The 7,712-nt window shown below is 36.9% G+C and carries 10 protein-coding genes; all 10 read right to left on the bottom strand.

Annotation, left to right across the window (positions count from 1 at the left end; genetic code table 11):
- Positions 1–292: 292 nt before the first annotated feature.
- From atpC to ACYQ2O_RS09230, 10 genes are read right to left on the bottom strand one after another with little or no spacing between them, the layout of a single operon-like run.
- Complete coding sequence (gene atpC / locus ACYQ2O_RS09185) at positions 293–733, bottom strand: ATP synthase F1 subunit epsilon (protein WP_346025199.1); 441 nt, start codon at positions 731–733, stop codon at positions 293–295.
- Positions 734–735: 2 nt separating this feature from the next.
- The gene (gene atpD, locus ACYQ2O_RS09190) at positions 736–2,136 is read right to left on the bottom strand and encodes a F0F1 ATP synthase subunit beta (protein WP_346025200.1); all 1,401 of its coding nucleotides are present in this window, start codon (positions 2,134–2,136) and stop codon (positions 736–738) included.
- Positions 2,126–3,010 carry an ATP synthase F1 subunit gamma gene (gene atpG, locus ACYQ2O_RS09195; protein ID WP_346025208.1) on the bottom strand — a complete coding sequence of 295 codons (885 nt, stop codon included), beginning with the start codon at positions 3,008–3,010 and terminating at the stop codon, positions 2,126–2,128. Before atpG ends, atpD begins: the two co-directional genes overlap by 11 nt.
- Before the next feature lie 6 nt (positions 3,011–3,016).
- Positions 3,017–4,528 carry a F0F1 ATP synthase subunit alpha gene (atpA, locus tag ACYQ2O_RS09200; protein ID WP_346025201.1) on the bottom strand — a complete coding sequence of 504 codons (1,512 nt, stop codon included), beginning with the start codon at positions 4,526–4,528 and terminating at the stop codon, positions 3,017–3,019.
- A complete protein-coding gene (gene atpH / locus ACYQ2O_RS09205) occupies positions 4,518–5,066 on the bottom strand; it encodes an ATP synthase F1 subunit delta (protein ID WP_346025202.1) in 549 nt (182 codons plus the stop codon). The genes atpA and atpH overlap by 11 nt, the downstream gene beginning before the upstream one ends.
- Positions 5,054–5,608 carry an ATP synthase F0 subunit B gene (locus tag ACYQ2O_RS09210; RefSeq protein ID WP_346025203.1) on the bottom strand — a complete coding sequence of 185 codons (555 nt, stop codon included), beginning with the start codon at positions 5,606–5,608 and terminating at the stop codon, positions 5,054–5,056. Before ACYQ2O_RS09210 ends, atpH begins: the two co-directional genes overlap by 13 nt.
- Positions 5,609–5,653: 45 nt before the next feature.
- On the bottom strand, positions 5,654–5,923 hold the full coding sequence (gene atpE / locus ACYQ2O_RS09215) for an ATP synthase F0 subunit C (protein ID WP_346025204.1): 270 nt from the start codon (positions 5,921–5,923) through the stop codon (positions 5,654–5,656).
- 59 nt (positions 5,924–5,982) lie between these two features.
- Positions 5,983–6,684: a F0F1 ATP synthase subunit A gene (locus tag ACYQ2O_RS09220; protein WP_459796475.1), complete on the bottom strand. Its 702-nt coding sequence runs from the start codon at positions 6,682–6,684 to the stop codon at positions 5,983–5,985.
- 12 nt (positions 6,685–6,696) lie between these two features.
- A complete protein-coding gene (locus ACYQ2O_RS09225; RefSeq protein ID WP_346025206.1) occupies positions 6,697–7,068 on the bottom strand; it encodes an ATP synthase subunit I in 372 nt (123 codons plus the stop codon).
- A gap of 15 nt (positions 7,069–7,083) precedes the next feature.
- Positions 7,084–7,314 (bottom strand): AtpZ/AtpI family protein, encoded by a 231-nt coding sequence (locus ACYQ2O_RS09230; RefSeq protein WP_346025207.1) that lies wholly within the window; start codon positions 7,312–7,314, stop codon positions 7,084–7,086.
- Positions 7,315–7,712 lie beyond the last annotated feature (398 nt).

Raw genomic sequence — 7,712 nt, forward strand, 5'->3', positions numbered from 1 at the left:
AAACGTTAATTTTTTTGAATAGCGATCAAACTGACCGATAGCCTGTCGAGACGATTCACTTAATGTTTCTAAAGAAATGTACGAAAACCATTTATTTATGGTCATTTTTGTTTTATACTTATCCATGCTGTAAGTCCTTTGTTTTGGTCTTGGATAAGTCATCCAACCCCATTATAAAGGACTTTTTTATGTCATGAAACAGTTAAATTTTTAATGCAACACTAGTGGTCGAACATATAAAAAAACCCAAAACAAGACATCTGTCCAGTTCTGGGTTACTTTCTTCAGTTTGTTAATCATCACTGATATTTTCCGAATATTCTTGGCTGACTTCAATACGCACTGATGAGCGACGAATCATCAAATGAGCTCTTTGCAGATACGGTTCTTTTGGTTTTTCTGCCAGAGCAGCTTCTGCTTTTTGACGATCTTGTTCAGCACGCTCTAAATCAATTTCTTCTGGTGGCTGAGCGATTGTTGTGAAAATATTAATATTATCATCGTTAACCTCAGCAATTCCACTAAAAACGGCAAGTTTTCTTTCGACATCATTATTAATGAAGCGAAGGATTCCGTCTCCTAAAACAGTAGAAATACGTTCATGTCCTGGAAGAACACCAATATTTCCATCCAGCACCCGCATGATAACCATATCAGCTTCTTCTTCAAATTTGACTCCACGAGGTGTTGTAATAGTTAAATTAAGTTTCTTTTTATTATTTAATTCATCCATTTTTAATCACCTTGGTCATTCTTATACTTTTGAACAACGTCATCTATGGAACCAGCATTTAAGAAATACCCTTCTGGAATACCATCATGTACTCCGTCAAGAATTTCCTTAAATCCTTGAACTGTCTCCTTAATCGTTACATGTTTACCTGGAACAGTTGTGAATTTCTCTGCTACATAGAAAGGTTGAGATAAGAAACGCTGAACCTTTCTTGCTCGGTTAACGGCTAGTTTATCCTCTTCAGATAACTCGTCCATTCCTAATATTGCTACAATATCCTGTAAATCTTTGTAACGCTGAAGAATATTTTGGACACGATGGGCAACTTGGTAATGCTCTTTTCCAACGATATCTTCTTCTAAAATACGTGAAGAAGATTCTAATGGATCAATCGCTGGGTAAATGCCTTGTTCCACAACGGAACGAGATAAAATAGTTACTGCGTCCAAGTGGACAAAAGTCGTCGCTGTTGCTGGGTCTGTAAAGTCATCTGCCGGCACATAAATGGCTTGTACAGATGTAATCGATCCGGATTGAGTGGATGTGATTCTTTCCTGCAATGCACCGATTTCTGTTGCTAAAGTGGGTTGATAGCCTACTGCACTGGGTGTACGTCCGAGTAAAGCCGATACTTCTGATCCAGCTTGTACAAATCGGAAAATATTGTCTACGAATAATAGAACATCTTGCTTCTCTTCATCTCGAAAATATTCCGACATTGTGAGCCCTGTTAGAGCCACACGCATACGGACTCCTGGCGGTTCGTTCATTTGACCGAATACTAAAGAGGTATTGTCAATAACACCCGAATCTTTCATATCGTAGTATAAGTCATTCCCTTCACGGGTACGCTCCCCTACTCCGACAAAGACAGATCGGCCGCCATGTTCTTGTGCGATACTGTTAATCAGTTCCATAATGAGAACTGTCTTCCCAACACCGGCACCGCCGAAGAGACCAATTTTACCTCCTTTTGAGAAGGGACATAATAAATCGATCGCTTTAATTCCTGTTTCTAACATCTCAGGTTCCGCTTTTTGGTCTTTAAGAGCTGGAGCATCTCTATGAATGGACCATTTCTCTTCGGATTCTATTTCAGGACCGTTATCGATTGGCTCTCCTAATACGTTAACCATTCGTCCTAAGACTTCTTGTCCTACAGGAACGGAAATAGAAGCACCTGTATCAATAGCTTCCATTCCACGAGTCAAGCCATCAGTCGGATGCATGGATACACAGCGCACTCTATTGTCTCCAAGGTGCTGCATGACTTCTAAGACGATTGTATCCTCTTTATAGTCGACCTCGATGGCATTGTATAAAGCGGGTAAGTCATCATCAAATTGAAGATCGACAACAGACCCGATGATTTGAATAATGTTTCCTTTGTTTTTAATAGTCATCCGTACCTCCTTTTTTCATACTTTCTGCACTTCCTACTATTTCACTTAATTCTTGCGTAATTTCAGCTTGACGTTTTCTGTTATAGACACGATTTAGATCCTCGACCAAGTCATTTGCATTTTTACCTGCCGCATCCATGCTGACCATACGAGCCGCTTGTTCACTGGTATGGGCTTCTGAAAAGGCACGGAATAAACTCATATGCAGATACAATGGCACGACATGGTCTATGAAGTTATCTGTCCCTGGTTCGAATTTAATATCAGTAATATAATTCTCATCACTTTCATCCATTTCAACAGGTAACAGTTTTTCTATCTTTGGTTCAAGTGTTAAGACGTTCTCAAAATGAGTATAAACGAGATAGACTTCTTCTATGTCAACCTCGTCTGATAAAAAGACATCATGTATATTCTGAGCCATGTTCTCAGTACCATAAAATACATTATCGTCCGAGATATCATAAACTGAACGTATAATATCTTTTCCTTCTCTTTTAAAGAAGTCTATACCCTTCGTTCCAACGACGATTAATTTTTCATTTTTACCTTTATTCATGTGTTTCAAAGCTTTGGATAAAATGTTTGAGTTATAACTTCCAGATAAACCTCTGTCACTTGTTAAAACAACATAAAGAGTGTTCTTTGTATCTGTTCTTTCTTTAAAGAACTTATGCTCAGCATTCTCCATTTGTTTGCCTAACTCAGTGACGATACGTTTCAAATTAAGGTAAATCGGACGGATACCATCTAAGGATTCTCTCGCTCTGATTAATTTTGTGGATGCGACCATATCCATGGCCTTAATAATTTGTTCCACAGAACTAACGTTGGCAATTCGTTTTTTTATATCTCTTGTAGAACTCAGATCTATCCCTCCCTAGCTGTAATCGTGTTGGTTTTTAACGTCTTTAATTAAACTATCTATTTGATCGGCTAATTCGTCTGTCAAGACTCCTGTTTCTTTCAATTCTTTTTTAATTTCAGGAGCCACATTGCTGATATGTGAAAGTAAATCTCTTTGGAATTTTCTAATATGTCTCATATCAATATCTGTTAAATGCTTTTGACTTAAAGCATAAAAAACCAGAACCTGATCTTCTATCGCCATAGGTCTATACTGAGACTGTTTGAGTACTTCCATAATACGTTCACCATGATTCAACCGTTCGAGCGTGTCTGGATTCAAATCAGATCCGAATTGAGAAAAAGCAGCCAGTTCTTTATACTGGGCAAATTCTATACGGAGAGGTCCGGCTATTTGTTTAATAGCAGGGATTTGAGCGGCTCCTCCTACACGGGATACGGACAAACCAGGGTTAATGGCTGGACGTACGCCACTATTAAATAAATCTGATTCTAAATAAATTTGTCCATCGGTAATGGAAATAATATTTGTCGGAATATAAGCTGAGATATCCCCTTCTTGGGTTTCAACTATTGGAAGAGCTGTTAAAGTTCCTCCACCGTACTCTTCACTCATTGAAGCAGCACGTTCCAATAAACGCGAGTGCAAATAAAATACGTCTCCAGGATACGCTTCACGCCCTGGTGGACGTCCTAATAGCAAGCTTATGGCTCTGTATGATACAGCGTGTTTAGATAAGTCATCATATACGACTAACACGTCTTTCCCTTGATTCATCCATTCTTCCGCTATCGCAGTTCCTGCGTAAGGTGTAATGTATTGTAAAGGTGCTGAATCACTTGCTGACGAGAAGACAACAGTCGTGTAGTCCATTGCGCCTGTTTCTTCTAACACACTGATAATGCGTGCCACTGTTGAAGCTTTTTGGCCAATAGCGACATAGACACAGTGCACATCCGTCTCTTTTTGGTTGATAATCGTATCAATTCCAATGGCCGACTTACCCGTTTCTCTATCACCAATAATTAACTCTCGCTGCCCTTTTCCAATGGGAACCAAAGCATCAATCGCTTTTATTCCAGTTTGTAAAGGCTGGTCAACCTCTCGACGCATAATGACACTTGGCGCTTGACTTTCAATCGGGCGATAATGATTTGCCGAAATAGGTCCTTTATCGTCAATTGGCTCACCTAAGGAGTTAACAACTCTCCCTAAGAGCCCATCACCAACGGGTACCTCTGTCATTCTTCCTGTTAAAGTGACTGGGTCTCCTTCTTTAATACCTGAATCTGATCCCATAACAACGACACCTATACTGTCTTCGTCTAGGTTTAATGCCATCCCTTGAGTTCCATCAGAAAATTCTAAGAGTTCACCACTCATGGCATTTTCTAATCCATGGACACGAGCTATACCATCACCTACTCGTATAACTGTTCCGGCTTCTGTAAAAGTATTTTCTGAAGCATAATTTTCTATCTGTTTTTTTATGACTTTACTTATTTCAGCTGGATTAACTGACATGGGCGACCCCCTCTCTTTTCAGTTTTTCTTTCATTTTAATGAGTTGTGTTCGGACAGTCCCGTCAAAAACGAACCCATCTATCAATATATAAAATCCACCAATCACATCAGGATCTACTTTCAAATGAAACTCTATGTCCATCTGTGTTTTTTTAGTGAGTAACTCTCTAATAGCCTCCACTTGTTTTTCAGTTAACTCTTTAGCTGAAACGACTGTGGCTTCTGTTTGATTTAACTGTCTTTTTATACGTGTAATTAATTCTGTTAAAGTTGGAATGATTAAGCCTTCTCTATTTTTATCAATCATTAAATGTAAAAAGTTTAATAAAAATGATTCAATGTGTTCAGAAAAAGTTGATTCAAATAATTGGTGTTTTTCTGAATCAGAGACATGAGGATGAAGCAAAAAAAATTGAACCTCTTCTTCATTTAAGGCATTGTTCACTAAAGTTGCTTCTCGTAATGTCTTTTTTATATTGTCATTTTCAATTGACAAATCATAGAGTGCTTGTGCGTAACGTTCTCTTAACTTTGCCATTTGGATTCCTCCAAATCAGTCAAAGCCTCTTCAAAAAGCTTTATATGGTCTTCTTCGTTAATAGAAGAAGCAACATATTTTTCAGCCATTAAAGCAGCCGTCTCAATAATATAAAGACGTGATTCATCCTGTATACGTTTTTTCTCGGCTTCCATACTCTTTTGCATGCGTGCTCTGGTTTCTTCAGCTTCTAATTTAGTTTCTTGGCGGATGAGGTCACTCTCTTCCTGAGCTTGAGCACGTGCTTCTTCTAGTATAGTAAGACGTTCTTTATTTATATTTTCAATTTTTTCTTCATATTCATCTATTAAATTTTTAGCTGTCAACATCGTGGCATCGGAGTCATCCAATTTCTCCTGAATGCTTTCTGTACGCTTTTGCATAAACTCTTTAACAGGATTGTATAAAATGGCTCCTAATATCACTGCCAATAAAATCCCGTTAAATAACTGAATGCCGATATCCATCAAGGTCTGTCCATCCAAACCAAAGACACGTCCTTCGGGGAGAGCTTGAGCTAAAAACCACATCTCATTTTGCAAGTAAACGACCCCTTTCTTATTAGACAGTTGTCTTGTTTCATTTTATTAGAGTAAGTTGACAAAAATTTCTACTAATGGATTGGCAAATAGCATAATGATGGCAATTAAGAGTCCGTAAATACCGGAAGTCTCTGCCATGGCTAGACCGACAAACATCGCACTTCTGATGTCATCACTTGCCTCTGGTTGTCTTGCGATTCCTTCAATGGCTGTTGAAACCACTTTCGACTGCCCAAATGTTGTAAATAGTCCGTTGAGTAATGCGATTGCAGCGGCAATATGCGCTGCGCTAATAATAGTTCCTAAAGTTTCCATATACATCCTCCATAAATTTTCTATAATTTTTTTACATAAATTAAGTCTTGCAATGAATTTTAATCTGCTGCGCCTTTAATATACATCATACTTAATATCACGAATATATAAGTCTGCAAAGCACCGATAATGACATCGAAAAATGCAGATAGAGCAGCTGGGATACCTATTTGAACAAGAAATGGTGTTAAACCATAATAAAGGGTCAGAATAATTGTACCTGACAATACGTTACCAAACAGTCGGAAACTGAGTGAAACAGGTTTAGCAAGTTCTCCAATTATGTTGAGTGGAAAAAAGATAAAGTGTGGTTCAAAAAAAGTTTTAAGGTAGTCCCTTTTATTATGTTTGAAACCTAAAATGAGCATGAGTAGAAAACTTGCAAAAGCAAGTGCGAAGGTCGTCGCAAAATCTGCAGTTGGTGCTCTTAACCCAAATGGACTAAGTAAGCTGGCAGATAAAACAAATACAAAGACCATGAAAAACCAACTACCGATGTAAGATAGTTTTGACCCCATGGTGTTAACGACGAAGGTATCAAACATTTCAACAATTGTCTCAATGATATTTTGGACACCTGTTGGAACAACTTTAAAGGACTTTAATTTTATTCGAGCAAGAATAGCTAAAACAATAAGAATACCCATAATAATCCATGTATTGACGATTGTTTCTGTAATTAAAATCTCAAATCCAAATATTTCTAGTATAGCTATATTGTTTATATCTAACATTGTTAATTGATCACCACCTTCATTCAATCTTAGTTTGAGTTATCCATTCATGACTGATTTAGTACTGTATGCGGCTAATTGATAAGATAATATACCGACAACTACTCCCCATAAATTAATACTGTCTACAAGAGCGCCGATAAGCAGAACAGCTCCAGAAATAAACAATCTTATTAAATGTTGAAGACTGACATATTTCCCTGCGTCTTTTTTATCCATTTTCATAGAAGTATTAACTGTCCGTTCTAGTAGAATGACTTTTAAAATACTCGTTATAGAACCTATTAAAATACCTAGTAAAAATGGAACAAATTCCATAGAACGGTAATATAAAAAAGCAAGCACTAAAGTAGCTACCGAGATGATACCAATCGAATAAATCATTTTTTTTGCTATTTTTGATAAAGTCACTTTATTCCCTCTTCACTATTTTGTTGGCATATCAAATAAGTATTTAATGGCCGCTCCGACACCAAGTAAGGAAAAGACTAATAGTAACCAAGGTGACGAGCCAAGTCTATTGTCTAAAAAACGACCTAATAATACCCCTATTAATATGGAAGCAGCTATCATAACTCCTATATGGGAGAAATTAGCTAATGCTCGTAAGGTCTCACTGTTTTTTTCTTTCTTTTTATTATCTGCTTTCTTGTTCAAAAAACCCTCCCCCAAGACATCCTTTTTTTCTCTTACTAAAAGTGCGTCAATATATAGTGTAACAATATTTGTGCTTTATCGCAATGTATTGTTACAAAAATCACTATGTTTTTTTATTTTTAATTGCATGTAAAGTACGTTTTATTTCCTTATTTGACGCTCACTTTTTAAGTTTAACATTAAAAGTTTATGTTTTTAATATTTTTCTTAGACTATTTTGTGATTTTTGAAAATAACTTTGCTGTATTTTTCAGTCCTCTATTATATATAATACCACTAGTGTTGCATTAAAAATTTAACTGTTTCATGACATAAAAAAGTCCTTTATAATGGGGTTGGATGACTTATCCAAGACCAAAACAAAGGACTTACAACATGGATAAGTATAAAACAAAAAT

This window comes from Alkalibacterium sp. m-11 (genome assembly GCF_054658155.1).

Coding starts and splice junctions, on each gene's coding strand:
- atpD (WP_346025200.1), bottom strand. CDS start 2,136: ATGACTATTAAAAACAAAGGAAACATTATTCAAATCATCGGGTCTGTT.
- atpA (WP_346025201.1), bottom strand. CDS start 4,528: ATGTCAGTTAATCCAGCTGAAATAAGTAAAGTCATAAAAAAACAGATA.
- atpH (WP_346025202.1), bottom strand. CDS start 5,066: ATGGCAAAGTTAAGAGAACGTTACGCACAAGCACTCTATGATTTGTCA.
- atpE (WP_346025204.1), bottom strand. CDS start 5,923: ATGGAAACTTTAGGAACTATTATTAGCGCAGCGCATATTGCCGCTGCA.
- atpC (WP_346025199.1), bottom strand. CDS start 733: ATGGATGAATTAAATAATAAAAAGAAACTTAATTTAACTATTACAACA.